At 72.6% G+C, this 26,186-nt stretch carries 27 protein-coding genes, 1 tRNA gene and 1 other RNA gene; 17 read left to right on the forward strand and 12 right to left on the reverse strand.

Features of this window, described 5'->3' with window-relative positions; translation table 11 throughout:
- Positions 1-20: 20 nt before the first annotated feature.
- Both AC0VX0_RS04315 and aceE read right to left on the reverse strand, forming a co-directional pair.
- Complete coding sequence (locus AC0VX0_RS04315; RefSeq protein WP_095353762.1) at positions 21-1,223, reverse strand: PucR family transcriptional regulator; 1,203 nt, start codon at positions 1,221-1,223, stop codon at positions 21-23.
- 124 nt (positions 1,224-1,347) lie between these two features.
- On the reverse strand, positions 1,348-4,098 hold the full coding sequence (gene aceE, locus AC0VX0_RS04320; RefSeq protein WP_101967210.1) for a pyruvate dehydrogenase (acetyl-transferring), homodimeric type: 2,751 nt from the start codon (positions 4,096-4,098) through the stop codon (positions 1,348-1,350).
- Positions 4,099-4,352: 254 nt separating this feature from the next.
- On the opposite strand from aceE, the gene AC0VX0_RS04325 reads away from it, so the two are divergent.
- The 5 genes from AC0VX0_RS04325 to AC0VX0_RS04345 all read left to right on the forward strand — a co-directional run bounded on the left by AC0VX0_RS04325 (position 4,353) and on the right by AC0VX0_RS04345 (position 6,628).
- Entirely contained in the window at positions 4,353-4,784 is a 432-nt protein-coding gene (locus AC0VX0_RS04325) for a DUF3052 domain-containing protein (RefSeq protein WP_044659132.1), read from the forward strand.
- Positions 4,777-5,283 carry a redoxin domain-containing protein gene (locus AC0VX0_RS04330; RefSeq protein WP_044659131.1) on the forward strand — a complete coding sequence of 169 codons (507 nt, stop codon included), beginning with the start codon at positions 4,777-4,779 and terminating at the stop codon, positions 5,281-5,283. Before AC0VX0_RS04325 ends, AC0VX0_RS04330 begins: the two co-directional genes overlap by 8 nt.
- A gap of 15 nt (positions 5,284-5,298) precedes the next feature.
- Positions 5,299-5,372 (forward strand) — tRNA-Val (locus AC0VX0_RS04335).
- 75 nt (positions 5,373-5,447) lie between these two features.
- Positions 5,448-6,287, forward strand: a complete 840-nt coding sequence (locus tag AC0VX0_RS04340; RefSeq protein ID WP_036312790.1) for an AzlC family ABC transporter permease — start codon at positions 5,448-5,450, stop codon at positions 6,285-6,287.
- Positions 6,284-6,628, forward strand: coding sequence for an AzlD domain-containing protein (locus AC0VX0_RS04345; protein WP_036312787.1), 345 nt, complete (start codon positions 6,284-6,286; stop codon positions 6,626-6,628). The genes AC0VX0_RS04340 and AC0VX0_RS04345 overlap by 4 nt, the downstream gene beginning before the upstream one ends.
- Here the strand turns inward: AC0VX0_RS04345 and AC0VX0_RS04350 are convergent.
- Positions 6,615-7,199 (reverse strand): hypothetical protein, encoded by a 585-nt coding sequence (locus AC0VX0_RS04350; RefSeq protein ID WP_475451945.1) that lies wholly within the window; start codon positions 7,197-7,199, stop codon positions 6,615-6,617. The two genes, AC0VX0_RS04345 and AC0VX0_RS04350, sit on opposite strands and share 14 nt — an antisense overlap.
- 138 nt (positions 7,200-7,337) lie before the next feature.
- On the opposite strand from AC0VX0_RS04350, the gene AC0VX0_RS04355 reads away from it, so the two are divergent.
- From AC0VX0_RS04355 to gndA, 3 genes are all read left to right on the forward strand, one after another.
- Entirely contained in the window at positions 7,338-7,838 is a 501-nt protein-coding gene (locus AC0VX0_RS04355) for a hypothetical protein (protein ID WP_036312781.1), read from the forward strand.
- 205 nt (positions 7,839-8,043) lie between these two features.
- On the forward strand, positions 8,044-8,958 hold the full coding sequence (gene ppk2 / locus AC0VX0_RS04360) for a polyphosphate kinase 2 (protein WP_010078895.1): 915 nt from the start codon (positions 8,044-8,046) through the stop codon (positions 8,956-8,958).
- Positions 8,959-9,038: 80 nt separating this feature from the next.
- Positions 9,039-10,601: an NADP-dependent phosphogluconate dehydrogenase gene (gene gndA / locus AC0VX0_RS04365; RefSeq protein ID WP_095346858.1), complete on the forward strand. Its 1,563-nt coding sequence runs from the start codon at positions 9,039-9,041 to the stop codon at positions 10,599-10,601.
- Positions 10,602-10,620: 19 nt separating this feature from the next.
- On the opposite strand, the gene epsC is transcribed toward gndA, so the two are convergent.
- The 3 genes from epsC to msrA form a co-directional block, all read right to left on the reverse strand.
- Positions 10,621-11,208: a serine O-acetyltransferase EpsC gene (gene epsC, locus AC0VX0_RS04370; protein ID WP_036340179.1), complete on the reverse strand. Its 588-nt coding sequence runs from the start codon at positions 11,206-11,208 to the stop codon at positions 10,621-10,623.
- 43 nt (positions 11,209-11,251) lie between these two features.
- Positions 11,252-12,187: a cysteine synthase A gene (cysK, locus tag AC0VX0_RS04375; protein WP_101967215.1), complete on the reverse strand. Its 936-nt coding sequence runs from the start codon at positions 12,185-12,187 to the stop codon at positions 11,252-11,254.
- 85 nt (positions 12,188-12,272) lie between these two features.
- Complete coding sequence (gene msrA / locus AC0VX0_RS04380; protein ID WP_036312770.1) at positions 12,273-12,854, reverse strand: peptide-methionine (S)-S-oxide reductase MsrA; 582 nt, start codon at positions 12,852-12,854, stop codon at positions 12,273-12,275.
- A 113-nt stretch (positions 12,855-12,967) separates the two neighbouring features.
- On the opposite strand from msrA, the gene AC0VX0_RS04385 reads away from it, so the two are divergent.
- The 3 genes from AC0VX0_RS04385 to AC0VX0_RS04395 all read left to right on the forward strand — a co-directional run bounded on the left by AC0VX0_RS04385 (position 12,968) and on the right by AC0VX0_RS04395 (position 15,719).
- Positions 12,968-13,897: a Nif3-like dinuclear metal center hexameric protein gene (locus AC0VX0_RS04385; protein WP_069941179.1), complete on the forward strand. Its 930-nt coding sequence runs from the start codon at positions 12,968-12,970 to the stop codon at positions 13,895-13,897.
- A complete protein-coding gene (locus AC0VX0_RS04390) occupies positions 13,894-14,628 on the forward strand; it encodes a zinc ribbon domain-containing protein (RefSeq protein WP_069941178.1) in 735 nt (244 codons plus the stop codon). The genes AC0VX0_RS04385 and AC0VX0_RS04390 overlap by 4 nt, the downstream gene beginning before the upstream one ends.
- A gap of 80 nt (positions 14,629-14,708) precedes the next feature.
- Positions 14,709-15,719, forward strand: coding sequence for a reverse transcriptase-like protein (locus AC0VX0_RS04395; RefSeq protein WP_144860395.1), 1,011 nt, complete (start codon positions 14,709-14,711; stop codon positions 15,717-15,719).
- Between the two features lie 34 nt (positions 15,720-15,753).
- Here the strand turns inward: AC0VX0_RS04395 and AC0VX0_RS04400 are convergent, their stop codons facing one another.
- A complete protein-coding gene (locus tag AC0VX0_RS04400; RefSeq protein ID WP_020624784.1) occupies positions 15,754-16,551 on the reverse strand; it encodes a YaaA family protein in 798 nt (265 codons plus the stop codon).
- Positions 16,552-16,671: 120 nt separating this feature from the next.
- Here AC0VX0_RS04400 and AC0VX0_RS04405 point away from each other — a divergent pair, with 120 nt between their 5' ends.
- Complete coding sequence (locus AC0VX0_RS04405; protein WP_036381307.1) at positions 16,672-16,986, forward strand: hypothetical protein; 315 nt, start codon at positions 16,672-16,674, stop codon at positions 16,984-16,986.
- A 21-nt stretch (positions 16,987-17,007) separates the two neighbouring features.
- On the opposite strand, the gene rnpB is transcribed toward AC0VX0_RS04405, so the two are convergent.
- Positions 17,008-17,386: RNase P RNA component class A (gene rnpB / locus AC0VX0_RS04410), an RNA gene on the reverse strand.
- A 144-nt stretch (positions 17,387-17,530) separates the two neighbouring features.
- Between rnpB and AC0VX0_RS04415 the strand changes: the two genes are divergently transcribed.
- Positions 17,531-18,976, forward strand: a complete 1,446-nt coding sequence (locus AC0VX0_RS04415) for a glyceraldehyde-3-phosphate dehydrogenase (RefSeq protein ID WP_475451951.1) — start codon at positions 17,531-17,533, stop codon at positions 18,974-18,976.
- Between the two features lie 82 nt (positions 18,977-19,058).
- Here AC0VX0_RS04415 and def read toward each other — a convergent pair whose 3' ends face one another.
- Both def and AC0VX0_RS04425 read right to left on the reverse strand, forming a co-directional pair.
- Positions 19,059-19,700: a peptide deformylase gene (gene def, locus AC0VX0_RS04420; protein ID WP_044659107.1), complete on the reverse strand. Its 642-nt coding sequence runs from the start codon at positions 19,698-19,700 to the stop codon at positions 19,059-19,061.
- Between the two features lie 94 nt (positions 19,701-19,794).
- Positions 19,795-20,490, reverse strand: coding sequence for a Crp/Fnr family transcriptional regulator (locus tag AC0VX0_RS04425; RefSeq protein ID WP_061867780.1), 696 nt, complete (start codon positions 20,488-20,490; stop codon positions 19,795-19,797).
- Positions 20,491-20,658: 168 nt separating this feature from the next.
- Between AC0VX0_RS04425 and AC0VX0_RS04430 the strand changes: the two genes are divergently transcribed.
- On the forward strand, positions 20,659-20,886 hold the full coding sequence (locus AC0VX0_RS04430; RefSeq protein ID WP_010078881.1) for a heavy-metal-associated domain-containing protein: 228 nt from the start codon (positions 20,659-20,661) through the stop codon (positions 20,884-20,886).
- A 32-nt stretch (positions 20,887-20,918) separates the two neighbouring features.
- The gene (locus AC0VX0_RS04435) at positions 20,919-22,832 is read left to right on the forward strand and encodes a heavy metal translocating P-type ATPase (RefSeq protein ID WP_060974045.1); all 1,914 of its coding nucleotides are present in this window, start codon (positions 20,919-20,921) and stop codon (positions 22,830-22,832) included.
- On the opposite strand, the gene AC0VX0_RS04440 is transcribed toward AC0VX0_RS04435, so the two are convergent.
- Positions 22,829-23,134: an antibiotic biosynthesis monooxygenase family protein gene (locus tag AC0VX0_RS04440; RefSeq protein ID WP_044659105.1), complete on the reverse strand. Its 306-nt coding sequence runs from the start codon at positions 23,132-23,134 to the stop codon at positions 22,829-22,831. The two genes, AC0VX0_RS04435 and AC0VX0_RS04440, sit on opposite strands and share 4 nt — an antisense overlap.
- Before the next feature lie 148 nt (positions 23,135-23,282).
- On the opposite strand from AC0VX0_RS04440, the gene AC0VX0_RS04445 reads away from it, so the two are divergent.
- Both AC0VX0_RS04445 and tcmP read left to right on the forward strand, forming a co-directional pair.
- Complete coding sequence (locus tag AC0VX0_RS04445; protein WP_475452051.1) at positions 23,283-24,197, forward strand: hypothetical protein; 915 nt, start codon at positions 23,283-23,285, stop codon at positions 24,195-24,197.
- Positions 24,194-25,402 carry a three-Cys-motif partner protein TcmP gene (tcmP, locus tag AC0VX0_RS04450; RefSeq protein WP_095346851.1) on the forward strand — a complete coding sequence of 403 codons (1,209 nt, stop codon included), beginning with the start codon at positions 24,194-24,196 and terminating at the stop codon, positions 25,400-25,402. Before AC0VX0_RS04445 ends, tcmP begins: the two co-directional genes overlap by 4 nt.
- On the opposite strand, the gene AC0VX0_RS04455 is transcribed toward tcmP, so the two are convergent.
- Positions 25,374-26,129 (reverse strand): DUF5131 family protein, encoded by a 756-nt coding sequence (locus AC0VX0_RS04455; protein WP_010078876.1) that lies wholly within the window; start codon positions 26,127-26,129, stop codon positions 25,374-25,376. The two genes, tcmP and AC0VX0_RS04455, sit on opposite strands and share 29 nt — an antisense overlap.
- Between the last annotated feature and the right edge of the window lie 57 nt (positions 26,130-26,186).

Here is a 26,186-nt window from a genome sequence, read left to right on the forward strand (position 1 = left end):
GGGGTGTGTGCCGCCCCGGCTCAGTCCGACCCTGCCCCGGTCGTCGGCCGCGCCCCCGCGAGCCGGCCCAGGGTGATCGCGGTCTGCAGGACGTACGCGTCGCGGGGGACCAGCGGGTCCCAGCCGGTCACCTCGGCCACCCGCTTGAGGCGGTACCGCACCGTGTTCGCGTGGACGAACAGCTCGCGGGCCGTGCCCTCGAGCGAGTGGCCCAGCGCGCCGTATGCGTCCACGGTCTCCAGCAGGGAGGTGCCGGCGTCGGCCAGGGGCGTGAACACCCCGTCCACGAGGGCCTCCCGGGCCGTGGGGTCGCCCAGCAGCGCCCGCTCGGGCAGCAGGTCCTCCGCCGGGGTGGGCCGGCTCGCCCGGGGGTGGGCGGCCGCCGCGCTGAGCCCGGCGAGGGTGTGCCGCGCCGAGACGTGCACCGAGACCAGCGAGTCCACGACGGGTCCAACGATCACCGGTCCCGGCGCGAACCAGGGCGCGAGCGCCTCGCCCACCGCCCGCGCGTCCCGCACCGAGCCGACCACGAGGACGAGCCGTTCGGACTGCACGCCCACGAGCAGGTCGCAGTCGAGCCTCGCCGCGGCCCGCCGCAGGTCCGGGATGAACGCGGGCTTGTCCTGCCCCGGGGCGAGACCCGCCATGACCATCACGTCGTGGTCCCCACGCCAGCCCAGCGCCGTGGCCCGATGCCGGATCTCGTCCGGGTCCTGCCCGCGCAGCACCGCGTCCAGCAGGACCGACTCGAGCCGCGAGTCCATCGCGCCGCGCATCTCCGCGGCCCGGGCGTACACGTCTGCGAGCGCGAACGCGACCTCGCGCGAGTAGTGGAGGATGTGCTCGCGGACGGGCGCCTGGTCGCGCTCGGCCAGCAGCTCCGGCACCCGCGTCTCGACGACGTCCACCATCGTCCGGATGAGCTGGAGGGCCCGCTGCAGCGAGATCGCCCGGGTGAGATCGGTGGGCGCGGGCCCGAAGACGTCCTGCAGGACGTGGCCCGTGGAGGTGGGCCGCTCGAACCACGTGAGGAAGCCCTGCAGGGCGCGCTGGGCCACGAGCCCGAGGGCGCTGCGCTCGTCCGGGGTGAGTCGGCGGTACCAGGGCAGGGTGGCGTCCAGCCGCTGCAGCACCGCCGTGTTCAGTGCCCCCAGGTGGCTCCGGAGGCGGGCCAGCCCGTCGGTGCTCACGGGGCGAGGGGCGGCGGGGCGGGGCTCGGGCATGCGCTTCATCCTAGGCGCGTGTTGTGGGGTTCCTACAGCGACGACGCCGGCCGCCCGCCTCCGTGGCGGAGGCGGGCGGCCGGCGTCGGGACGGGAGGGCGTCGGCCTCCCCGCGGCATGCGGGTCAGGCGTCGCCACCCGCGATGCCGGTGGTGCCGGCGTTGACGTCGTCCAGGCGGTACTTCTCGTGCGCCTTCGCGGCCGTGCCCCGCTCGACCTCGCCCTCCTCCTCGAGGAGCTGCAGCGCGCGGACCACCATCGAGTGGGTGTCGATGAGGAAGTACCGACGGGCGGCGGCGCGGGTGTCCGCGAAGCCGAACTCGTCGGCGCCGAGCGCCGAGAAGCGGTTCGGCACGAACGGGCGGATCTGGTTCGTCCACGAGGTGGAGTAGTCCGAGGTGGCCACGATCGGGCCCTCGGCCCCCTGCAGCGCCTGCGTCACGTAGGGCACGCGCGGGGTGGCGGACGGGTCCTTCAGTGCGTCCTTCTCCGCCGCGACGGCGTCGCGGTACAGCTCGTTGTAGGAGGTCACCGACCACACGGAGGCGTTCACGCCCCACTCCTCGGAGAGGATCCGCTGGGCGTCGAGCGCCCACGGCACGGAGACGCCGGAGCCCAGGAGCTGGACCTTCGGGCCGTCGCCCTGGCCCTCGGAGAGACGGTAGATGCCCTTGAGCAGGCCCTCCACGTCGAGGCCCTCGGGCTCCTCGATGTGGGTGATCGGCTCGTTGTACACCGTGAGGTAGTAGATGACGTTGCGGACGTCGTCCCCGCGGTCGTGGTCGCCGTACATGTCCTCCAGGCCCTGGCGCACGATGTGGGCGATCTCGTACGAGTACGCCGGGTCGTAGTGCTTCACGGCCGGGTTCGTGGACGCCAGGACGGGGGAGTGACCGTCCATGTGCTGCGTGCCCTCGCCGGCGAGGGTGGTGCGCCCGGCGGTGGCGCCGATCATGAAGCCGCGCGCGAGCTGGTCGCCTGCGGCCCAGATGTTGTCCGCGGTCCGCTGGAAGCCGAACATCGAGTAGAAGATGTACACCGGGATCATCGGCTCGCCGTGCGTGGAGTACGCCGTGCCGATCGCGTTGAACGCCGCGGTGGCGCCGTCCTCGTTGATGCCGACGTGGTAGATCTTCCCCTGCGGGGACTCCTTGTAGGACAGGAACAGGTCCCGGTCCACGGACAGGTAGTTCTGGCCCTTGGGGTTGTAGATCTTCGCGGTCGGGAAGAACGAGTCCATGCCGAAGGTGCGGGCCTCGTCCGGGATGATCGGCACGAAGCGCGGTCCCATGTTCTTGTCCCGCATCAGGTCCTTGAGCAGGCGCACGAACGCCATGGTCGTGGCGGCCTGCTGCTTGCCCGATCCCTTGCGGGCCTGCTTGTACGCGGACTCCGGGGGCAGCGGGATCGCGTGGTAGTCGCTGCGCCGCTCCGGCACGAAGCCGCCCAGCTCCTTGCGCCGCTCCATCATGTACGTGATCTCCGGGGCGTCGGCGCCCGGGTGGTAGTACGGGATGTTGTACGGGTCCTTCTCGATCTGCTCGTCCGAGATCGGGATGCGGTGGCGGTCCCGGAACACCTTGAGGTCGTCCACCGTCAGCTTCTTCATCTGGTGCGTGGCGTTGCGGCCCTCGAAGGACTTGCCCAGGCCGTAGCCCTTGATGGTGTGGGCCAGGATCACGGTGGGCTGGCCCTTGTGCTCCATGGCGGCCTTGTAGGCGGCGTAGACCTTCTTGTAGTCGTGGCCGCCGCGCTTGAGGCCCCAGATCTCGTCGTCGGTCATGTCCGCCACCATCTCCTTGGTGACGGAGGACCGGCCGAAGAAGTGGTCGCGCACGAAGCCGCCGGACTCGGCCTTGTAGGTCTGGTAGTCGCCGTCGAGCGTCTCGTTCATGATGCGCACGAGCTCGCCCTCGTCGTCGGCCTCGAGCAGCGGATCCCACTCGCGGCCCCACAGGACCTTGATGACGTTCCAGCCGGCGCCCCGGAAGTAGGACTCCAGCTCCTGGACGATCTTGCCGTTGCCGCGCACCGGCCCGTCGAGACGCTGCAGGTTGCAGTTGATCACGAAGGTGAGGTTGTCGAGCTTGTCGTTGGCCGCGACGTGCAGCTGACCGCGCGACTCGGGCTCGTCCATCTCGCCGTCGCCGAGGAAGGCCCACACGTGCTGGTCGGAGGTGTCCTTGATGCCGTTGTTGTGCAGGTACCGGTTGGTCTGCGCCTGGAAGATGGCGTTCATCGGCCCCAGGCCCATGGACACGGTGGGGTACTGCCAGAAGTGCGGCATCATCCGCGGGTGCGGGTAGGAGGGCAGGGCGTGGCCCTGGCGGGACTTCTCCTGGCGGAAGCCGTCGAGGTCCTGCTCGGTCAGGCGGCCCTCGAGGAACGCGCGGGCGTAGTTGCCCGGCGAGGAGTGGCCCTGGAAGAAGATGTGGTCGCCGCCGCCCGGGTGGTCCTGGCCGCGGAAGAAGTGGTTCAGGCCCACCTCGTAGAGGGTCGCCTGGCCCGCGTAGGAGGAGATGTGGCCGCCGACGCCGACGGCGTCGCGCTGGGCGCGCTGCACGAGGGCCATGGCGTTCCACCGCAGGTAGTTGCGGTAGCGGCGCTCGAGCTCCTCGTCACCCGGGTACTCCGGCTCCTGGTCCGCCGGGATCGTGTTCACGTAGTCCGTGGTGGTCACGTAGGGCAGGGCGACGGACTGGGCGCTCGCGCGCTGCATGAGGGAGCGCATGATGTACTGCGCCCGCTCCGTGCCGCGCTCCTCGATGAGTCCGTCGAGGGACTCGATCCACTCCGACGTCTCCTGGGGATCCTTGTCCGGGAGCTGGTCGGTCAGACCGCTGCGGATCTGCGAGCTCTCTTCGGCTGCGCTCACGGTGCCTCCTGGTTCTCGTGCGGAGGGGTGCTCCGCGGTGGGCTGCGGGCAGACGATCCGGTCCGGGCCCGCGACGCCGAGCCGGGCGCGTCGCCCGGAGAGTGCGTCTGTTCCTCCCCAGAGTAGACCGGAGCCGTCGCGTCCGCCCGGCCGGAGGCCCCGGAACGGCGGCGTCCACGGCGTATGGTGGTCATCATCACCCGCTCGACGGCGCGGGCCGCAGTGCCCGCCACCATCAAGGAGGACCGGACACTATGCAGGCTGGGTCGACGCCGACCTCGACGGACAGCGCCCTGCTGGCGGAGCTCGCCCTCTCGAGGGGCGACCTGGTGCAGGAGTGGGGGTACGACGACGACGTCGACGTCACCTTCCGTGACGCGCTCGAGGACGCGCTCGGCGAGGAGCTGCTGACCGAGGAGGATCAGGAGCCGGCGGACGCCGTCCTCTTCTGGTGGCGCGCGGACGACGGCGACGTTATGGATCTCGCGGACGCCCTCGTGGACGCCCAGCGCTCCCTCGATGCCGGCCCCGTCTGGATCATGACCCCCCGCAAGGGTCGCGCCGGCCACGTCAGCCCGGCGGACGTCGCCGAGGCCGCCTCCACCGCGGGCCTGCACGCCACCACCGGGGCCGGCGCCTCCGAGGACTGGGCCGCTCAGAAGCTCGTCCAGAAGCGCGGTGGCTGAGGCTCCGTCCGGCGGGACGCGGGGCGCCGACGACGTCCCCGCGCTGCGCGACGACCACGGCCAGACGTGGCCGTGGCCGCCGACGCGCGGGCCCGAGGACGCCGCCGGGCCGCGGGGCACGTGGCTCGTCTTCCTGCCCGGGGCGTTCACGCCGGTGTGCACGGACGAGCTCGGCTGGATCGGGGCGCTCGCCGAGGACGTGGCGGTCCACGAGGTGACTGTCCGCGTGGTCTCCTGTGACGCCGCCCCCGTGCTGCGCCGCGTCCGCGAGGAGCTGGCACTGCCGGAGCCGCTCACCCTGCTCTCCGATTTCTGGCCCCACGGCGCGGCCTGCCGTGCCCTCGACGTCTTCGACGCGGAGACCGGGCGGCCCCGCCGCGTCTCCGTGCTGCTCAACGCGGACGGGGTCGAGGCCGCGCGCGTGGTCGCCGCCCCGGGACAGGCACGCACCCGGAGCGAGCACGAGGCGGCGACGCGCGACCTGCTCGCGGACCGGTAGCCTGGACGGACACCGGCACCCGTAGCTCAGTCGGTCAGAGCATCTCGTTTACACCGAGAGGGTCGGGGGTTCGAGTCCCTCCGGGTGCACCGATCGCGGGGCCATGACACGGCGTGACGCCGCGGCTCCGTCATGCCGACCGCCCGTCAGGCGCCTATGAGAGCATGCTCACCATCATGGGCTCCTCGTCAGCGTCCTCGCGCGCCTCCGCTCCGCCCTCGCGGTGGGCCGAGGTGCGCTCCGGCGTCGCCGTGACGTTGGGCGCCGGCCTCGGCCTGTTCCCTCTGGGCATGGCCTTCGGGATGCTCGTGGTCCAGGCCGGGCTGCCCGCGTGGGTCGCACCCCTGTTCTCCGTGGTCGTGTTCGCCGGGTCCGTCGAGCTGCTGCTCGTCCCGCTGGTGGTGGCGGGCACGCCGCTGCTCACGATCGCCGTGACGGTGTTCCTGGTGAACTTCCGCCACGTGTTCTATGCGTTCAGCTTCCCGCTGCGCGTGGTCCGGGGGCGCCTCGCGCGGATCTACTCGATGGGTGCCCTGATCGACGAGGCCTACGCCATCGCCGCCGCCCGGCCCCGCGGCTGGACCGGCCCCCGACTGGTGGCCATGCAGGTCGCTTTGCAGGCGTACTGGGTGCTCGGGGGCCTCGCCGGGGTGGCCGTGGCCTGGCTGCTGCCCGGGCCGGTGGAGGGCCTGGAGTTCGCGCTCGTCGCCCTCTTCATCGTGCTCGCCATGGACGCCGCCCGCACACGCGCCCAGCTGCCCCTCGTGCTGGCGGCCGCGGTCGCCGTCGGGGTGGCCCTGCTGCTGGCACCGGCACAGGTGCTCGTCGTCGCGTTCGCCCTCTACGCCGCGGTACTGATCGCGTTCCACGTGCTCGCCGCGCGCGGGACCGCCCTGCCGCTGCCCGAGCCCGTGCCCGTCACCGGACCGGTGCCCGTCGTCGCCGCGGTGGGGGAGCGGGCCGTCACGGATGCCGAGCCCGACGCCGAGGAGGATCCCCGATGACCGGCGCCGCCTACCTGGTGGCGGCGGCCGTCGTCGCGGGCCTCGTGACCTTCTGCCTGCGCGCGGTGCCGTTCGCCCTGCTGCAGCCGCTGCGGGAATCCGTGCTCGCGGCGCGGCTGGCGGTGTGGATGCCCGCCGGCGTGCTGACCATCCTGGCCCTGGTGATGCTGCTCGACGCCGCGGCGCTGGCCCCCGGAGAGCCCGTGGACGGGACGCGGGTGGCCCACGCGCTGTTCGCGGCTGCGGTGACCGTCGTCGTGCATCTGCTGGCCGGGCGGCGGACCCTTGTCTCGATCGCCGCCGGCACGCTGGCCTACGTGCTGTTGGTCAACCTGGCCTGACCGGCGGCGGGGCGGGCTCGCCCAGGCGTTCGGCCCATGCGCGGCTCGCCGCGGCGAGGCGCCGGCCGTAGGCGGTGACCCCGTCGGACAGCGTCCCGGCGTTGTAGAGCGTCCCCGCCCGGGCGATCCCCTCCGCGGAGAGGTCGCCGCGCAGGTGACCGCGCAGGATCTCCAGCCCGAAGGCCAGGTTGTCCTCCGGCTCCCACAGGTGGAGGCCGTGCTCCGCCGCCTGCGCGAAGTACGGCGGCCACGTGATCTGCGCGGGCCCCACGCCGTTGGACTTCTCACCCTGCGCCACCCGGGCCACGAGCTCCTCGTAGCGCTCCCGGGTTACGGGGACGTCCGTCCCGCGCGGGGCGCTGTGCACGCCGCCGGCGTCGTGCCCGAAGACGTTCCGGCCGCCGGACTCGAGCTCGGCCAGGGCCGCCGCCACCGCGAGCGGAACGTCCGCCCGGCGTGCGGCGGCCACGATCGCCGCGGCGTTGTCGAGGTGTCGGCCGAGCGTCGCCGGCGGGTCGGAGGAGCGGTCGCGGGCGGAGCGGCGGGTGAGGAGGTCGCGGAGCAGGCCCATCGGCCCACCCTCCCGCATCCCGGGTTGAGTTGTCGCGGGTGACGGGCCCGCGCACCCGCGACAACTCAACCCGGGATGCGGGGCAGGGGCCGGGCGGCGGCGCGTCGTCGGCGTCCGGGGCGCACTAGGGTGGAGCGCATGTCCGCGACCCCCCTCGGCTTCTGGAAGCTGCCCGCACGTCCCGACGGCGCCGCCCGTCACCTCGCCGTCATCACCGGGGGCGAGGCGCAGCAGACCATGCTCTTCCTCCAGGACGGGCAATGGTCCATCCTCGCCCTCTTCCAGGACGAGCTGGCCGGCAAGGCCGCCGCCCGCACCCTGGACGCGCTCCTGCAGTCCGTCACCTGTCTGCGCATGGGCGGCCGTGACGTCCTCGACGGTGCCGACACCCCGCGGCCCGGTATCGAGTGGGCCGGCTACGACCGCGAGTTCGAGGAGGCCGACGTGGCCGAGCAGCGCGACGTCGAGCCGCGCGGCCGGATCTGGATCCTCCCCGCCACGGACGGCGCCTCCGTCGGCCTCAAGCTTCCCGGGCACCGCCGGTACGACGACGCCGTCGCGCAGTTCGCCGACGTCGACGCGGCGCGTGCCGCCGTCGCGGCGATCGACGAGCTCCTGGGCGTCGGCCCGCGCGGCTGAGCAGGCCGACACTCGTCGGCCCGGGGCCGCGACCGTTCGCCTCCCAGGGTTCACCTGCTGTTCACGCGGCTGCGCTGCCGGGCCCGGCTTCCTCGTCCGCCGCCCGCCCATAATGGTGGACAGAGCACAGGCCGCGGCCCGCCGCCGTCGTACCGAGGAGGGGGACGGACGGGCACGGTGACGCACCCAGTGAAGGAGACGGTCCATGGAGCTGCTGCAGCCCGACGCCCCCCGCGAGAACCTCCGCGAGTTCATCGACAAGCTGCGCGACGGCGGCTACACCGTCTCGGACGGCCACACCAACGATCCCGACCTGATCGATCCGCAGGGCCGTGCCGTGGAGACGTGGAGGGAGGACTACCCGTACGAGACGCGCATGACGCGCGAGGAGTACGAGCTGGAGAAGTACCGCCTGCAGATCGAACTGCTCAAGCTGCAGTACTGGGGCGAGGACACCGGCCAGCGCCACATCATCGTCTTCGAGGGCCGCGACGCCGCCGGCAAGGGCGGCACCATCAAGCGCTTCACCGAGCACCTGAACCCCCGCACCGCCCGCGTCGTGGCCCTCAACAAGCCCTCGGACCGCGAGCTCGGCCAGTGGTACTTCCAGCGCTACATCCAGCACTTCCCCACGGCGGGCGAGATCGTGCTGTTCGACCGATCGTGGTACAACCGCGCCGGCGTCGAGCGCGTGATGGGCTTCGCCACGGACGAGCAGTACCGCCGCTTCATGAACCAGGTGCCGCTGTTCGAGAAGATGCTCGTGGACGACGGCATCCACCTCACCAAGTTCTGGTTCTCCGTGACACAGACCGAGCAGCGCACGCGCTTCGCGATCCGCCAGATCGACCCGGTCCGCCAGTGGAAGCTCTCGCCCATGGACCTCGAGTCCCTGGACCGTTGGGAGGCGTACACGGAGGCCAAGGAGGCCATGTTCCTCCACACGGACACGGACCACGCCCCGTGGATCTCCATCCGCTCCAACGACAAGAAGCGGGCCCGCCTCAACGCGATGCGCTACTTCCTGTCCCAGTTCGAGTACGAGGGCAAGGACCACGAGGTCGTCGGCACCCCGGACCCGCTGATCGTGCGCCGCGGCCGCGACGCCGTGGGGGACTGACCGCGGTCGACGTAGGCTGGGGGCGGGTCCGTGTCCGGCACGGCCCGTCCCACCGTCCGAGCCACAGGAGGCCACCCGCGATGACCGAGCAGACCACCACCGTCCCCGTCGGCGCCGCCGACATCGGCGTCACGGGCCTGGCGGTGATGGGCGCGAACCTCGCCCGCAACTTCGCCCGCCACGGCTACACGGTGGCCCTGCACAACCGCAGCCGGGCCCGCACGGACCAGCTCGTGGCCGAGCACGGTGACGAGGGTGCGTTCGTGGCGACGGAGACGCTCGCCGAGCTCGTGCAGTCCCTCGCCGTGCCGCGCCGGGTGCTCATCATGGTCAAGGCGGGCGCCCCCGTGGACGCCGTCATCGACCAGCTCGTCCCCCTGCTGGACGAGGGCGACATCGTCATCGACGCCGGCAACTCCCATTACGAGGACACCCGCCGCCGCGAGGCGGCCCTCGCCGAGAAGGGCCTGCACTTCGTGGGCGTCGGTGTCTCCGGCGGCGAGGAGGGTGCCCTGCACGGTCCGGCGATCATGCCCGGCGGTCCGGAGAAGTCCTACGAGGCCCTCGGTCCGATGCTCGAGAAGATCTCCGCGCAGTTCGAGGGGGAGCCGTGCTGCGCCTGGGTCGGCACGGACGGCGCCGGCCACTACGTGAAGATGGTCCACAACGGCATCGAGTACGCGGACATGCAGGTCATCGGCGAGGCCTACGACCTGCTGCGCCGCGTGGGCGGCCTCGAGCCCGCCGAGCAGGCCGAGGTCTTCACGGCGTGGAACCAGACCGACCTGGCCTCCTACCTCATCGAGATCACGGCCGAGGTGCTCGCCCAGGTGGACGCGGCCACGGGCCGCCCGCTCGTGGACGTGATCGTGGACGAGGCCGGCCAGAAGGGCACCGGCCGCTGGACCGCGATCTCGGGCCTCGACGTCGGCTCCCCGGTGGCGGCGATCGCCGAGTCCGTCTTCGCCCGCTCGCTGTCCTCCCAGCGCGCGGTGCGCGAGGTCGCCCGTGAGACCCTCGCGGCCGGCGTCGACGAGGAGGCGCAGCGCGCCCCGCAGGACACGGACGCGTTCGTGGAGGACGTGCGCCAGGCGCTGTTCGCCTCCAAGCTCGTGGCCTACGCGCAGGGCATGGACATGCTCGCGGCCGCCGCCGAGGAGTACGGCTGGTCGCTGGACCTGGGCACCATCGCCTCGCTGTGGCGGGACGGCTGCATCATCCGCGCCGACCTGCTCGACGTGATCATGCAGGCCTTCGGCGGCCGCGACACCTCCCGCCATCCGGCGCCGGGCACCCGCGCCCCCGGCCAGCCGCTCAACCTGCTCTTCGCCCCCGAGTTCGCCCAGGCGATCGCCGAGGCCCTGCCGGCCTGGCGCCGCGTCGTCGGCACCGCCGTCGCCGCGGGCGTGCCGGTGCCGGTGTTCTCCTCGGCCCTGGCGTACTACGACGGCCTGCGGGCCGACCGCCTGCCGGCCGCCCTCGTGCAGGGCCAGCGCGACTACTTCGGCGCCCACACCTACCTGCGCGTGGACCGCGAGGGCTCGTTCCACACGCTGTGGTCCGGCGACCGCACCGAGGTCGACGGCGAGGGCGTGCCCGTGGTCATGCCGCAGCCGACCGAGGGCGACCCCACGCAGGACTGACCCGGCGGGGGCCCGGCCCTCAGATCCAGAGGGCCGGGTCCACGTACTCCGCGGGGTCCACGAGCGGCTTGCCCTCGGACGGGCCCTTGCGCGGTCGGACGGTGGCCGGCACGCCGGTGGCGATCGCGTCGGCGGGGGTGTCCTTCACGACGACGGCGTTGGCGCCCACCGCCGTTCCCTCCCCGATCTCGACGGGTCCGAGGATCTTGGCGCCGGCCCCCACCACGACGCCGTCGCGCAGCGTGGGGTGCCGCTTCACCTTGGCCAGGGAGCGGCCGCCGAGGGTGACCCCGTGGTACAGCATCACGTCGTCGCCGATCTCCGCGGTCTCGCCGATCACGACACCCATGCCGTGGTCGATGAAGAACCGACGACCGATCGACGCGCCGGGGTGGATCTCGATGCCCGTGGCCGCCCGCGTGACCTGCGAGAGCACGCGGGCGGGCATCTTCAGCCGGTCATGCCGCCACATCCGGTGCGCGACGCGGTGCGCCCACACTGCGTGCAGACCCGAGTAGACGAGGGCCACCTCGAGGTCACCGCGCGCCGCTGGGTCATGGCTGCGGACGGTCGCGATGTCTTCCTTGATGCGGGAGAACAGTCCCACGGGCGGCCCCTTCGGGTCGGTGCGGTCGGTGAGCGGGCGGCGGTCAGCCGCGGATGTCCTCGAAGAGGGCGGTGGAGATGTAGCGCTCGCCGAAGTCACACACGATGGCGACGATCAGCTTGCCCTCGGACTCGGGCTTGGCGGCCTCCTTGAGGGCGGCCGAGATGATCGCGCCGGTGGAGATGCCGCCCAGGATGCCCTCCTCGGTCCCGAGCCGACGGGCGGTCTCGATGGACTCCTCGAAGGTGGCCGGGTAGACCTCGTCGTAGAGGTCGGTGTCCAGGATCTCCGGCACGAAGTTCGCGCCGATGCCCTGGATCTTGTGCGGGCCGGCCTGGCCGCCGGAGAGGATGGGGGAGTCGGCCGGCTCGACGGCGATGAGCTTCACGTCCGGCTTCTGCTCGCGCAGGTACCGGCCCGCGCCCGTGATGGTGCCGCCGGTGCCGACGCCGGCGATGAACACGTCCACGGCGCCCTCGGACGCGTCCCAGATCTCCGGGCCGGTGCCCCTGTAGTGGGCCTGGACGTTGGCCTGGTTCGCGAACTGCTGGGCCCAGATGGAGTTCGGGGTGCTGCGGACGATCTCCTGGGCGCGCTCGAGGGCGCCGCGCATGCCGTCTGCCCCGGGGGTCAGCACGATCTCGGCGCCGAACGCCTTGAGCATCACGCGGCGCTCGGTGGACATGGTCTCGGGCATGGTCAGGATCACGCGGTAGCCGCGTGCCGCGCCGACCATGGCCAGGGCGATGCCGGTGTTGCCGGAGGTGCCCTCCACGATGGTGCCGCCGGGGGTCAGCTCGCCGGCCGCCTCCGCGGCGTCGACGATGGCGGTGCCGATGCGGTCCTTCACCGAGTTGGCCGGGTTGTAGAACTCGACCTTCACGGCGACGTCGCCGGGCAGGTCCTTCGCGAGGCGGTTCAGCCGGACCAGGGGCGTGTTGCCGACCGCCTGGGTGATGTCGTCAAGGATGCGGGCCATGGTGATACCTCCGGTGGTGGTGCGCCTCGGGGCGCGGGCGATCTAGTGGGTGTTCCTGCGTCAGGCTATCGAGCCGCGGCGGCGCTCAGGCGTCCACGAGCCACGCGGAGTAGTTCCGGCGCACCTTCGCGAGCTTCGGATCGATGACCACACGGCAGTATCCGTTGGAACGGCGCCGCGCATAGAAGTCCTGGTGGATGTCTTCGGCCGGGTGCCACGCGGACGCCGGCTCGACGCGTGTGACGATGGGGCTGTCATAGTTCGCCTGTGCCCGGGCGATCTCGTCCGCGAAGAACCGGGCCTCGGCCTCGTCGTGGGCGAAGACGGCCGATCGGTACTGGGTGCCGACGTCGGCCCCCTGGCGGTTCAACGACGTGGGGTCGTGGCCGGTGAAGAACAGGTCCATGATCACCTCGGGCGGCACGACGGCGGCGTCGAAGCGCACGCGGACCGCTTCGGCATGGCCGGTGGTCCCGGTGCACACGGACTCGTAGCTCGGGGCGGGGTCGTCGCCTCCGGTGTAGCCGGACTCGACGGCGAGCACGCCCCGCACGCGACGGTAGACGGCGTCGAGGCACCAGAAGCAGCCGCCGGCGAGCGTCAGCTCGCGGACGTCGGCGGGCGCGTCGGAGGCGCCGAGGGGCTCGGTACGGGGGGAGTCGGTCATGGCAGGCACAGCAACGCGGCCCGCGCTTTTCATTCCCGACGTCGCCGCGCCGTGCCCTCACCCAGGGCAGCCGGGTCGTGCGTGCCCGGGCCGGGTGGGCCATCATGGCCGGTATGACCGTGTCCCGTCCCACCGTCCCCGCCTCGCCGGAGCACGCCCTGGCCCCGCCGACGCTCGGGCAGGTCCTCGAGGTCGTCCAGGGGCTGTGGCCGCGGGAGCTGGCGGAGCCGTGGGACGCCGTCGGGCCGGTGGCCGGGCGCCCGGAGGCCCCGGTGCGGACCGTCCTGTGGGCGCTGGACCCGGTGCAGGCCGTGGCCGACGAGGCCGTCGCCCGCGGGGCCGACCTCGTGGTCACCCACCACCCGCTCCTGCTGCGCGGGACCTCGTCCGTGGCCGCCGTCGGGCATGCCGCCGCCGCGAAGGGCCGCCTGCTGCACACCCTGATCGAGCACCGCGTCGCCCTGCTGGCCGCGCACACCAACGCCGACGCCGTCGTGGGCGGCGTCTCGGACGTGCTGGCCCGTGCCGTCGGCGTCACCGGAGCGCTCTCGCCCCTGACGACCTCCGCCGCCGGTACCGGGGCCGAAGGCATCGGCCGGGTGGGCGACCTGCCCGAGGAGACCGACCTGGCCGCCTTCGCCCGCGCCGTGCACGCGGCGCTGCCCGCCACGGTCGGCGGCGTACGCGTGGCGGGCGACCCCGCCCAGCGCATCCGCCGCGTCGCCGTGTGCGGCGGCGCCGGAGACAGTCTCTTCGACGCGGTCCGCGCGTCCGGCGCGGACGTCTACGTGACCGCCGATCTGCGCCACCACCCGGCCTCGGAGGCCCAGGAGACGGCGGTGTCGGGGGGTGGACGTCCCGCGCTCGTGGACGTCTCGCACTGGGCGAGCGAGTCCCTGTGGCTCGAGCACGGCGCCCGCGCCCTGGAGGCCGCCCTGGCGGAGCGGGGACTGGGCGTCACCACCCTGTTCTCAGATCACCGCAGCGACCCCTGGGACTTCCTGGTCGGGGGAGAGCGGGCCGACGAGGGGAGTCACGCATGAGTGAGGTCACCGCACCGCCGGCCGTCCAGGCCCGGCTGCTGGAGCTGCAGGAGCTCGACACGGCCCTGGACCAGGCCCGCGCCGCCGTCCGTCGGCTCAAGGCGGACCCGGAGCACGCCCGGCTGCGCGCCCGCGCGCAGGAGTTCGAGGAGGCGCTGCCCGGTCTGCAGGACGCCGCCCGCACCGCCGACCGGGCGGGGGCCGAGGCCACCGAGAAGGCCGCCGCCACCCGCGCCCGTCGGGACCGGACCCGGGAGCGGCTCGAAGCGGGCCAGGGCGGGTCCAAGGAGCTGCAGGCCATGCAGCACGAGGACGACACGCTCACCGCACTGCTCGATGACCACGAGGCCGCGGCGCTCGAGGCCATGGAGGCCGCCGACGCCGCCGAGTCCCGGCTTGCGAAGGGCCACGCCGCTCTGGAGCAGGCACGGGCCGAGGTCGAGGCCCGCGCGGCGGAGGTGCGCCGCGAGGGGCAGGCCGTGACCCAGCGTGGCCGGGACCTCACCCAGCGCCGGGAGGCGTTGGCCGCCGTGTTTCCCGCGTCGTTGCTGTCCCTGTACGAGCAGGCGCGGGAGCGCAACGGCGGCATCGGCGCGGCCCGGCTCGTCGGGAACCGGTCCGCGGCCGCGGGCACGGAGCTGTCACCGGCGGAGGTCGCGCGCATCCGAGCCCTCCCGCCGGCCGCCGTCGCCCGCTGCCCCGAGTCCGGCGCCATCCTCATCCGGGACTGACCCCGGGCCCCGCCCCCGCGCGGTCAGTAGAGTGGGGGGCCGCGTCGGACGGCGCGACCACGGACACGAGGAGGCGCACGGTGAGCGGACGAGTCCTGCAGGTGGAGGCCGACGGCGGGTCGCGGGGCAACCCCGGCGTCGCCGGCTACGGCGCCCTGGTGCGCGACCCGGCCACAGGCGAGATCCTCCGGACCGACGCCGCCCCGCTGGGGAAGGAGTCCAACAACGTGGCCGAGTACTCCGGGCTCGTGGCCGGGCTGCGGATGGCCCGGGACCTCGACCCGGAGGCCCGGGTGCACGTGCTGATGGACTCCAAGCTCGTGGTGGAGCAGATGTCCGGGCGGTGGAAGATCAAGCACGAGGACATGCGGCGCCTCGCGGCCGAGGCCCGGGCCGTGCTGCCCCCCGAGCGCGTCAGCTACGAATGGATCCCGCGCAACCGGAACAAGGACGCCGACCGCCTCTCCAACGAGGCCATGGACGCCGGCGCGCGGGGCGGGCAGTGGGACGCCGGCGCCTCAGAGGTGCCCGTTGCGGCCCCCACGGCCGCGGGGTCGACCGCCGCACAGGCGTCCACGGCCTCCGCACCGGCGGTGGCCGGGTCCGGCCTCGACGCGGACGCGGACGTCCGGGCCGTGGAGGCGGACGGGCCCGACGCCGTCGCCTCGCCGGAGGGTGCGACCCCGGCGCCCGCGCCCACGGGCCGGCTGCATCACGTGGAGATCTGGGTCGCCGACCTCGCGGCGGCCGAGGCGAGCCTCGGCTGGCTGTTCGGCGAGCTCGGCTACGTGCCGGGCGAGGGGTGGGCCGAGGGCCGGACGTACCAGGGGGCGGGGGAGTACCTCGTGCTCGAGGCCGGGCCCGACGTCGCCGCGGGCGCCCACGAGCGCACCCGCCCGGGCCTGAACCACCTGGCCTTCCGGGCCGGATCGCGCGCCCGCGTGGACGAGCTCACCGCCGCCGCGCGCGACCGGGGGTTCCGCCTGCTCTTCGAGGACCGCCACCCGCACGCCGGGGGAGCGGACCACTACGCCGCCTACCTCGAGACCGCGGACGGCTTCGAGGTGGAGCTGGTGGCCGTCGAGGACTGAGGCCGCGTCCGGGCAGACCGCGCCTCGCCCGGGGTCACCCCTCGGGCAGGATCACCCTCAGCGCACCGGGCTTCGCGCCGGACGGCCGGGCCAGCTCGACCTCCCAGCCGGGGCCGTCCCCGGCCCGCGCGACCACGTCCGCGACGCGCTCCAGCGTCGAGGTCTCCCGCGCCCCCGCCTCCAGCAGCGCGCGGGCCACGAGGCCGCGGGTGTGCTTGGCGAAGTGCGAGACGACCGTCCGCTGGCCGTCGCGCAGCTGGAGCACGTCGACCGCGAGGGTCCGCTCCGCCGGTGCCCGCCACTGGGCCGCGTAGCCGCCGGAGCGGCAGTCGACGACGGGCCCGCCGTCCTGTGCGGCGAGCGCGTCGAGGGCGGGGGTCAGGACGGGGCGCCAGTGCGCGGCCAGCCCGGGCAGCCCCGGCAGCTTCGCGCTGACGGACAGCCGGAAGGCGGGGATCCGGTCCGCCAGCGCGGTGGCGCCGAACAGCGCGGAGAAGACCAGCACGGACGCGCGGGCGCGGCGCTTGGCCGCCGCGGACAGGGAGGCGTGGTCGAGCGCGTCGAAGAGCACGCCCGTGAACACCCGGTGACCGGGCGCGGCAGGGGCCGAGGCCAGGCGCGTGTTCGCCTCGACCTCGCCGGTGAGCGACGCCCCGACGCCGAGGGCCGCCAGGGCATCCGGGGCGGCCGAGACCGCGGCGAGCCGCGTGAGCAGGTCCGCGCGGGCGCCCGTCACCGCGGCGTCGTCGGCCAGCGCGAGGGCGTCGAGGTCGAGCGGGGCCCCGGAGCGGGGCGCGGTCTTGCCCTCGGAGGGCGGCAGCAGGATCAGCACCGGGCCAGCCTAGCCAGGCGCCCCCGGACCGACGCGCGGACGGGCCGGGCCAACGTCGTCGTCCGGACCTGGCACAGTGGTGGGGTCCGCACAGCCGCCCCGCATCCCAGGAGTCGCCCGATGACCGCCATGAACGTGTTCGGCGTGGTGTACCCGTTCGTCCTGCTCGTGATCGCGGCCGCCGTGTGGCTCGGGGTCCGCTCCAGCGGGCGGGAGCGCACGCACGCCTCCGCTCTGGAGCACCGCCTGCGGGAGCGCACCTTCACGGGGCAGGACCGCGTGACGCTCGAATGGCCCCGGGACCGGCGACGCCCGAGCCTGGCGAAGGTCGTCTCGATCGGCGAGTCGTACGGGTACCGGTTGCTGGACAAGCGGGAGCGCGAGCACGTGGTGGAGCTCGAGTTCGAGCGGATCCTCGACGACGAGGGGTTCTGACCCTCGCCGGGGGCCGTGAGGCGGGACGGACCGGCTGTAAGCCGGGTTCTGTGCCTCGCGCGCGTTGCCCCGCGCGAGGTGACGGCCATCCATCTGGGCCCGCCATCGCTGACGGGCTCGAGCGGCCAACCCGGACGCTGGGGCGAGCAGCCCTCGTGACGCGTCCTGTTCGGCCTTGCACCGGATGGGGTTTACCGAGCCGGCCCCGTCACCGGGGCCGCTGGTGGTCTCTTACACCACCCTTTCACCCTTACCGCCGCGCACACGGCGCGGAGGCGGTCTTCTCTCTGTGGCACTGGCCCGCGGGTCTCCCCGGGTGGATGTTGTCCACCATCCTGCTCTGCGGTGCCCGGACTTTCCTCGCACCCCCGCAGGGGCACGCGGCCGTCCGCCGATCCGTCCCGACCGACCAGTCTACGCCCCGCCGAGGCCGCGGAGGCGCTCCGGACGCGTCCTCACCTAGAATGGAGGCGCCCGCCGACAACGAGGTCGGGGGATGGGGCCTGCCCAGGACGGCCCCGCCAGGTTTCAAGGAAGGACTCCCGTGGCAGACACCGCCTCGACCCAGACCCCCGAGTGGAACACGCAGCAGAAGCTCGCGGAGAGGATGGTCCCCCTGCTGGGCACCCTGTACCGCGAGCACAACGTGGTCACCTCGATCTACGGGCGCTCCCTCGTGAACCGCGGCGTGATCGACATCATCAAGGCCCACCGCTACGCCCGCCGCGTGCAGCAGGCTCCGCTGAGCGTCGAGTCCACCTACCCGCTGGTCGAGGCCATGGCTGCGATGGACCTGGGCGCCGCCACCATCGACCTGGCCGAGCTGGCCGCCAAGCAGAAGGCCTCGGGCCAGGACGTCCAGGCCTTCCTGGACGCCGAGCTCGCCGAGGTCAAGGGCAAGGCCGGTGAGGGCCTGGGCGAGACCCAGGACGTCGTGCTCTACGGCTTCGGTCGCATCGGCCGCCTGCTGGCCCGCATCCTCCTCGACCACGCCGGCGGTGGCTCCAAGCTGCGCCTGCGTGCCGTCGTCGTGCGCAAGAACTCGGAGGACGACCTGATCAAGCGCGCCTCCCTGCTGCGCCGCGACTCGATCCACGGCCCGTTCGACGGGACGATCGTGGTGGACGAGGACCGCGACGTGATCACCGCCAACGGCACTGAGATCCAGGTCATCTACTCGAACGACCCGACCACGGTGGACTACACCTCCTACGGCATCAAGGACGCGCTGGTCGTCGACAACACCGGACGCTGGCGCGACGACGAGGGTCTGTCCCAGCACCTGCAGGCCAAGGGCGCCGCGAAGGTCCTGCTGACCGCCCCGGGCAAGGGCGAGATGAAGAACATCGTGTACGGCGTGAACTCGGACGACATCACGCCCCAGGACACCATCATCTCGGCGGCCTCCTGCACCACCAACGGGATCACCCCGGTGCTCAAGGTCATCCAGGACGACTACGGCATCGACCACGGCCACGTGGAGACCGTGCACGCCTACACCAATGACCAGAACCTCGTGGACAACTTCCACAAGGGCGCCCGTCGTGGCCGTGCCGCCGGCATGAACATGGTGCTCACCGAGACCGGTGCCGCCAAGGCCGTGGCCAAGGCCCTGCCCGAGCTCAAGGGCAAGCTCTCCGGCAACGCCATCCGCGTCCCCACCCCGGACGTGTCCATGGCCATCCTGAATCTCGAGCTGACCAAGCCCACCTCGGTGGAGGAGCTGAACGCCCGCCTGAAGCAGGAGTCCCTCACCGGCCCCCTGCGCGGCCAGGTCGGCTACGTGGACTCCCCGGAGGTCGTGTCCACCGACTTCGTCGGCTCGGACCGCGCCGGCGTCGTGGACGGCCTGGCGACCCTCGTGAACAACGACGGCAAGAACGCGATCCTCTACGTCTGGTACGACAACGAGTACGGCTACTCGCACCAGGTGATCCGCGTGGTGGAGAAGATGGCGGGCCAGCAGGTCCCCGCCTTCCCGCAGGCCTGACCCGCCGATGACCGATGGCCCGTCCCCGCGGAGGGGACGGGCCGTCGTCGTGTGCCGACCGGGTCGGACGTGGAGCCGAGGCTCAGGCCTCGTCGTCCCCGTGGTCGCCGTCGGGGCCGTGCTCGTGGTCTTCGTGGTCGTCGGCGTCGTGGCCGAAGGGGTCCTCGTCCGTGCCGGGCAGCCACGTCACACCGGGCACGTTCAGACGCTCGGCCCGCTGCGCGCGCTTCCAGCGCCGCTGCCATTTGCCCTCGAGCCGGTTCACGTAGAGGGTGCCGTTGAGGTGGTCGTACTCGTGCTGCATGATGCGCGCGAACCAGCCCTCGGCCTCGAACTCGAACATCTCGCCGTCCACGCGCTGGCCGGACAGGCGCACGCGGGTCGGGCGCTGCAGGGGGAAGCCGAGCCCGGGCACCGAGAGGCAGCCCTCGGTGTGCTCGTCCGGGTGAGGCTCCTCCCGCGGCGCCTTGTCCAGGTGCGTCAGCACCGGGTTGATCACGTGGCCCACGTTCGGCGCGTCGCCGGAGTCCGGGAACGTCCACGTGAAGATCCGCAGCCCGACCCCGACCTGCGGGGCGGCCAGGCCCACGCCGTGCGCGGCGTCCTGCGTGACGTACATGTCCTCGATCAGCTCGCGGATCTCGTCGTCGATCACCTCCACCTCGGCCGCGCGCCGGTGCAGCACGGGCTCGCCGTAGACGGTGATGGGACGGATGGAGGCCATGGCACTGCGCTTCCCGGCCCGGGCTGCGGGCCTGCGTGGGTGGGGGGACGGGGGAGTCCCCAGCCTACCGCCGGGGACACCACGACGACGGCCGTCATTCCGCGGCGAGGGCCTCCAGCGCATCCGGGTCCAGCAGCGTCACCCGCGGGCCCGCCATGGCGATCAGGCCGTCGTCGGCGAGGCGGCGCAGCCCGCGGCTGAACGCCTCGGGGGTGGTGCCCAGCAGCGAGGCGACGTCCTTCTTCGGCGCGGCCAGCACCACGACGAGGTCGGCCTCGTCCCGGAGGGCCGGCAGGCCGAGCAGATGTCCGGCGATCCGTGCGGTGACAGGCTGATGCTCCCGGGCCAGCCGTTGTTCCGCCTCGGCCAGGCGGACGGCCAGCGTCCGCATCACGCGTCCCCCGATGCCCGGATGCTGGGCCAGGAGTCGGGCGACCTCGGCGTGGGAGAAGGTGCACAGGCGGGTCGCGGCCACGGCGCGCGCCCCGTGCCGGGCCGGCTCGCCCGTGAGGAACTCGTGCTCGCCCACGGAGTCCCCGGGCTCGACCATCCGCACCACGCGTTCCCGGCCGGTCGCTGAGCCGAGCGTCAGCGCCAGGCGGCCGCTGTGCACGACGCACAGGCGGTCCGTGCGGTCACCGGCCAGGTGCAGGGCATCGCCGGCCTCGAGCACGAGCGGCCGCGCCAGGGCGGAGACCCGGCGCAGCTGCTCCAGATCCAGCCCGGTGAACAGCGGGACCCGGGCCGCGCACGGCTCTGGTTCGTCCATGGGGGCGAGGGGCAGGTCCATACGCACGCCATCAGCCTCCCACACGGCGGCTTGACCGCGGTCAAGGCGGGCCCGCCGTCCCCTTCGTAGCGTCAGTGACATCCCCGGAGGCCGGGGATCGGACCGGGCACCCGCCCGTCCGCTCAGCCTCATCGGCGGCCGCGCCGGTGACGACCCACAGGAGTGACCATGACCGCCACCACGCACACCCTGCTCCGCGCCGAGGGCTTCAGCTGCCCCTCGTGCGTCCGGAAGATCGAGAAGGCCCTCGACGCCCTGCCCGGCGTGACCGGCGCGCAGGTCCACTTCGAGACCCAGCGCATCGAGGTCGACCACGACCCGCAGACCACCACTGCCCAGGACCTCGTCGAGGCCGTCGCCAAGGTCGGCTACACCGCCCGGCCGTCGGCCTTCTGACACCGCCCCGCCCCCGACGAACGGAGTCCGCCATGTCCACCCCCGCCGTCACACGTCCGGGCCGCCCTCGTGCCCGGTTCGCGTTGTCCCGCCGCTGGCGGCGCCCCGTGGTGGCCGGCCTGCTGATCGCCGTCTCGCTCGTGCTGGCGCCCGAGCAGCTGGCCCACGGGACCGGACACCTCGTGGCGGCGGGCCTGATGCTCGCCGCCGCCGTCGTGGCCGGCCTGCCGATCGCGCGCGACGCGATCGCCGCCCTGCGGGTGAAGACCGTCGGCATCGACCTGCTCGTCGCCACCGCCGCGATCGGCGCGTCACTGCTCGGCAATTTCTGGGAGGCCGCCGCCGTGACCTTCCTCTTCGCCCTCGGCCACGCCCTCGAGGACGCGACCCTGTCTCAGACTCGCTCGGCGCTCGCGGACCTCGTCTCCACGGCGCCCGAGACCGCCGTCGTCGTGGACGCAGACGGGACCCAGCGCACCGTGCCTGCCCACGAGGTGGCCCCCGGCGCGACCGTCCTCGTCAAGGCCGGCGCTCGGGTGCCGGTGGACGGCGTGGTGCTCACCGGGGTCGGCGCCGTGGACGAGGCATCCATCACGGGCGAGTCCATCCCGGCGGAGAAGACCGACGGTGACGCCATGTACGCGGGCACCGTCGCCACGGCCGGCCTGCTGCAGGTGCAGGCCCGGGGCGTCGGCGCCGACACCACGCTGGCGCGCATCATCCACCGCGTCGAGGCGGCGCAGGAGGCCCGTGCGCGGACCCAGCAGTTCATGGACCGCTTCTCCCGCTGGTACACCCCGGCGATCATGGTGCTGGCCTTCGCGACCGGCCTGATCACGCGGGACGTCCCCCTGGCCCTGACCCTGCTGGTCATCGGCTGCCCGGGCGCCCTCGTGATCTCCATCCCGGTCGCGATCGTGGCAGGGATCGGCCGCGGCGCCAAGGACGGCGTGCTCATCAAGGGAGGGGAGTTCCTTGAGCGCTCCGCGAAGGTCGACGCCGTCGCCGTCGACAAGACCGGCACCCTCACGTCGGGCACCCCCGAGCTGACAGACGTCGTCGCGTTCGAGCCCGGGGCCGAGGACGAGGTGCTGCGCTGGGCCGCACGGCTCGAGGCGGCCTCGGACCACCCGCTGGCCGCGCCGGTCGTCGCGGCGGGCCGGGACCGCGGCCTGCTGGACGGCCCGCTGGCCACGGATGTGGACGTCGTCCTCGGCCGCGGGCTCACCGGAGAGGTGGACGGCCGCGTCGTCGCCGTGGGCAACGTGGCGATGCTGCGCGAGCGCGGCGTGGATCCGGCCGCGACCGACCGGGTCGAGACCGTCGCGGCCGAGCTCGCGGAGGCGGGCCGGACCCCGGCGGCGGTCGTCGTCGACGGCATCCCGCTCGGCGTCCTCGCCATCGCAGACACCCTCCGGCCCGAGGCCGCGGGCATGATCCGGGCGCTGCACGGGATCGGCGTCCGCGAGGTCGTGATGCTGACCGGCGACCAGCCCGGCGTCGCGCAGGCCGTGGCCCGGCAGGTGGGCGTCGACGACGTGCGGGCGGGCCTGCTGCCCCAGGACAAGCTCGAGGCGATCGAGGCCCTGCAGGCCGAGGGCCGCGTCGTCGCGATGGTCGGTGACGGCGTCAACGACGCCCCGGCCCTGGCGACGGCGGACATCGGCGTGGCCATGGGCGCGGCCGGCTCCGGTGTGGCCATCGAGACCGCGGACATCGCCCTGATGGGCGACCGGCTCGAGCGGCTGCCGCAGGCGCTCGATCTGGCCCGGCGCACGGTGCGGGTGATGCGGCAGAACATCGCGATCTCCCTCGTCACCGTCGCGGCCCTGCTGGCCGGCGTCTTCACCGGCGGCGTCACGATGGCCGTCGGCATGCTCGTGCACGAGGCGTCCGTGCTGCTGGTCATCGTGAACGCGATGCGCCTGCTGCGGCGCCGCGATTAGCCCAGGTCCACGACCTCGAATTCGAGCAGGTCGGCGCCCGTGGCGACCGGCGCCGGGCGGCCGCCCTGCTCGGCGGCGTGAGCGGCGGGCATGCGCCCGTCCCGCCAGCGCCGGAAGTCCTCCTCCGACGCCCACGTCGTGACCACGAAGTAGCGGTCCTCGCCCGCAGTGGGCCGGAGCAGCTGGAAGCCCTCGAATCCCGGCTCCTGGTCCACCGCGTGCTTGCGGGCGGCGAACCGCTTCTCGAGCTCCGGGCCGGCGCCCTCGGGGACGCTGATGGCGTTGATCTTCACGACGGACACGGGGAGGCCTCCTCGTCGGCGGGGGTGCGGCGTCGGGTCGACGCCCTCACCGGCCGACTCTACGCCCGGCTGCGGACCGGGAGTCCGTCGATCGGTTGAGGCCCGGCGGCGTCGTCCCTGCGAAGTTGGAGCCGTGGGACCGGCCGCCGTGGGACCTCGGGCGGTCCCGCTCGCCATCATCGGCGACCTGCACTTGGACCTCACTGACGCGCAGTGGGTGAACAGCCTCTATGCCGTGCTGCTGGCCGCCCTGTTGCTCTCCACCGGCAACCTCGCGGACCGATGGGGTCGCAAGCGGCTCTTCCTCACCGGGTCCGCGCTGATCGCCCCGTATCCGCGCCGCCCTGCGGCACAACACCCCCTTTGTTGCTACCGTTTCGGTGTCCACTTCCACGCAACAGCGGGTGTCCGAGGTCGGTTGCTCCCTTTGGCATCGCACCGCAGATTGGTCGCCATGAACGACATGCACTCGCTGGGCCGACTGATCGCCTCAGCCCAGGAGCGGAACGGCTGGTCCCTCCGCGACCTCGCCGCCCGCGCCGACCGCGCAGGGTACGACATGAGCCACACCAGCTTCGCGCGGCTCAAGTCCACCCCGGTCACCTCGATCAAGGGCGAGAACATCACGATGCTCGCGCTCGTGCTGAAGGTTCCCGTGGCCCACGTGGCCACCGCAGCGCTGGAGTCCATGGGGGTGGAGCTCGACTCGGCTCTTCACCCGTCGGTCCTCGACGACGTTCAGGAATCCCCTGACCTATCGACGTATGACCAGGAGCTGCTCACCGCAGTCCTCCAGGTCATGCTCGACCGACGTAGGACGTACCACCATGATGAGCATGTCCACGCAGACCAGCACCAGGACCGCGAGCGCGGCACGGCCGAGCGCGGGGCAGCGCGCTGCGGTGACGCTGGCGCTGAACAGAAGACCGCCGCGGCCGGCGCGCCGGCCGACTTCGATCTGGCAGCACACGCCGACCTCGAGCCGGCCCGCGACCGGCAGGCCCGGGAGTGGGGCGACGTCGGCGAGGAGAACCAGGACCCCGGCGACGAGGCCGGCGCATGAGCGCCAACACGAACTTCTTCACGTCGCAGCAGCCCGCCGCGGTCTTCAAGCTCAAGGTGCTGGAGGACTACCTCACACCGTGGGCCATGAAGGTTGCTAGCAAGGCCCCTCGGGAGGTGGCCTATGTCGATGGCTACGCCGGCGCGGGGCAGTACGACGACGCGCACAAGGGGTCGCCGCTCTACGCGGTGGACATCGCACGCAAGCTTGCAGCGCAGAACCGCATCATGCACATCCACCTCGTGGAGCGAGATAGGGCTCATGCGGAGACCCTCCGGCACGCGGTCGCCGCGCAGGGGCAGGGGGCCGGTCCCGTCTATCTGCACCACGGCGCCGTGGAGGAGCAGATCGACGCGATCCTCAACGACATCGGCACCCGCCCAGCTCTGTTCTTTCTCGACCCGTTCGGCACGGCCCTGCCGTACGACGTCGTCGCCTCGAAGCTGCTCCTGCGGCCAGCGCGGTCGACCGAGGTCCTCTTGAACTTCAGTCTCTCCACCGTGTGGCGCATCGGAGGGATCGTCCGGAAGGGAGCCTCCGCCTCAAGTGGCGAGACCGTCACCCTCCTCCGCGGTGACCGTTTTCTTGGTGGGCCGTGGTGGCGGGAGGTCTTCGCTGAGGCTCGGCGGCAGGCTGACGTGAGTGGCGACAGCTCCTCCGCCGCTACAGCCGCCTCCTACGTGGCGCGCGAGTACATGCAGCGCATGACCGGAGAGACCGCCCACAACGTCATCTCCGTCCCAATCCGCCGGACCCCGTCTGAGGGGCCGATCTTCACGCTGATGCTCTTCTACCAGCACTTCGCTGCGCCCATGCTCTTCGCTGACGCCGCGGCTCGGGCTCACAGGAAGTGGCGGCAGGTCAACTCCGAGAACTACTACCAGGGACTGCTCGACGACACCCAGGGGTCGCTCTTCGACCTGCAGGAGACGTTCGACCAGCAGGTGGTCGCAGAGCAGACCGACGTCAGAAACCGGGCCATCGCCGCTATCCAGACGAGGCTCTCGTCTCACCTCGGTCAAGGCCAGGCGGTGCGGATCTGCGACGACGTGCCCCACTGGCTAGGCGAACACCTCGGCACGGCAGGCGCCTCAGAGGTACGGCAGGCCATCAAGAATCTCCAGAAGGCCGGGATCACCCAGGGCTACACCAAAGACATGGTGGATGGGCGCGCGGTCATCCTGCCAGCGCGGCGCGGGAGGTAGGCATCTCGTCCCAGGTGCGCCCCTCCAAGAGCCGCCCGTTGGCCTTAGGCGTCCGCCCACCCCACTGCTTGAAGAAGAACGCCACGTCGGCAGACACGCATTGGTCGCGGATGTCCTCCACCCAGGCCTGGTCCATGGGGCGATGGTTCGCACCAGACTCGCCGCCCGCGATGACCCAGTCGATGCCGGCCAAATCCAGATCCCGCAGGGGTCCGATGAGGGGCTCGCAGGAGAGGAACCGGACCGCTGCCGGCACCTCGCGGAGATGGTCGATGCGGCCCGTCACAGTCTCGTCCTCCACGGAGACGCCCATCCACAAGTTGGCCGGCCAGTCGAGGCGATCGGCTAGACGGGCCATCCGCAGTGAGCGCTTCGTCAGCGCCTGATATGTGTGCTGCGGCGTCTCGCGCATGACGTCGAAGATGTCCCGGATGAACCCCAACGGAACTTTGGCGTGGAAGAGATCGCTCATGGAGTTCACGAACACCACGCGCGGGGCCTTCCACGAGCGGGGCTGGCCCAGGGCCTTCGGATGGAGGGTGACGCCAAACCCGGGGCCGGACGTCACCGGGTTCCCATCGTTCTGGTACTTCTCAGCACCCATCGCCTTGAGCCGCTTGGCTAAGGTCAGCGCGTAGCAGTTGTCGCAGCCGGCCGCCACGCGGTCGCAACCGGTCACGGGGTTCCACGTCACCTCGGTCCACTCAATCGCTGAGGTGTTCGCCATCGCGATCGCTCCTTCCCTGGAAGACCTGCTCCAGTCGAACAGATGTTCGACCCTTTG

It is taken from the genome of Micrococcus sp. iso_26 (genome assembly GCF_056172975.1).